The following is a 1,783-nucleotide window of genomic DNA, read 5'->3' on the forward strand; positions in this document are numbered from 1 at the left end:
CAGGAGAGTTATCCGCTGGCCTCGGCGCAGAAGCGGGTGTACCTTCATTCTTTACAGCAGGGAGAGGGCACTGTGCTGTACAATATGCCGTCAGTATATGAAGTTGAAGGCAGGCTGGACCACGGACTTCTGGAGAGTGCCTTCCAGCGGGTGGTGGGGCACTTTGCTGCGTTCAGGACCTCGTTTACGATGGAAGGCGGAGACCTCCGCCAGGATGTGTCTGCATGGGTAGATGTCAGAGTTCCAGTGAGGAGGCTGACCGAATCCGCACTAGCGGATCATCTTGCGGACTGGGGGAAGACACCGTTTAACCTGGAAGAGGCTCCCCTGGTGAGGATGGAGCTTTGGGAGACGGAGGGCCGTCAGTTTTTGGCTATCGATACGCACCATATCATTATGGACGGGCTGTCTTACGGGCCGTTTTTTGGATCATTGTCGAAGGCATATTCAGGGGAAGCCCTGGCAGAGAGGGCAGTTGATTTTATAGACTATGCGTATTGGCAACAGTCGGAGGCCCAGCAGTTGGAGAGGCGTAAGCATGGGGAGTTCTGGCAAGGGATGTATAGTGACGGTCTTCCGGCGCTGGAACTTCCTACGGATTATCAGGCGCCTTCAATTAGGACGTTTGAAGGGGAGGTGTACAGTTTTACACTTGATGGAGATCTTTTCCCGGAGTTACAGGGCTTCTGTAAGGAAAGTGGGACGACGCCGTATATATTTCTATACACTGCCTTCACGCTGTTGCTGAGCAAATATGCACAGTGTGAAGATGTGGTGATAGGGACTACCTCTGCGGGTAGGAACCTTCCGGAGACAGAGGACATGGTTGGGATGTTTGTGAATACGCTTGCGGTCAGGAACCGGATAGATCCCTCCCTGTCTTTCGGGGACTTTCTGGAGCTGACCAGGGAGCTGTTGCTCAGTTCATTTGAGCATGACAGTTATCCGTATGATGAGCTTGTATCCCATCTGAGGGGCCATGGCCATCCGGACAATGGGGTACGTGTAATGTTCACGATGCTCAAAGAGGGCGAGGGAGAGCTGTCACTGGGTGGGCAGGTTCTTCGGATGCTGGAAACGGGTGATCCATCGGGAGTGAAGTTTGACCTGACCTTTAGCGGCACGGAAAGCGGAGAGGGGATAGGATTCAGCATTGTGTATGCGGCGGAGCTGTTCAGTGAAGAAAGCATACAGCTTCTTGCAGTCCGGTTCAGGAACATAATCCGTGAGGCAATGAATGCCCCTAAAGACATGTTGGCAAGTTTGCCGGTCATTCTGGAAGAGGAGGAGGCCCGGATCAGGGAGTGGAACGGGACGGACATGGCTATTCCAGGGGAGGCACTGATCCACGGGCTGTTTGAACAGAAGGTAGGGGAGTACCCGGAAAATACAGCCCTGATTTTTGAGCAGGAAGAGCTGAGCTACGTGGAACTGAACGGAAGGGCGAACAGGCTGGCGCACTATCTGAGGGACTGTGGGATAGGGGCGGAGCGTAAGGTAGGTATTTGCCTGGAGCGTTCCGCAGAGCTGATCATCAGTATCCTTGCAGTATGGAAATCCGGTGGGGCCTATGTTCCTTTGGATCCGGGCTATCCTGTGGACAGGCTTAGCTATATGGTAGAGGATTCGGGGATGGATCTTATCCTGACCCAGGAATCTTTGCTGCCGCTGATGGGGACTATCTGTGGCAATACCGGTGCCATCCCTGTTACATGGGAATACCTGGGGAAGGTTCTTGGCGGGTATAGGGAATCAGACCCTGCACCACGGTGCCATCCGGAGA

1 protein-coding gene is annotated in these 1,783 nt (G+C 53.8%); it reads left to right on the top strand.

What is annotated here, in order from left to right; genetic code table 11:
- Nucleotides 1–36: 36 nt before the first annotated feature.
- The coding region (locus CLV48_RS20355; RefSeq protein WP_245889629.1) for a condensation domain-containing protein at nucleotides 37–1,783 on the top strand (1,747 nt) is incomplete at its 3' end.

It is taken from the genome of Cecembia rubra, from assembly GCF_003014575.1.
In the GTDB taxonomy this organism is placed as follows: Bacteria; Bacteroidota; Bacteroidia; order Cytophagales; family Cyclobacteriaceae; genus Cecembia_A; species Cecembia_A rubra.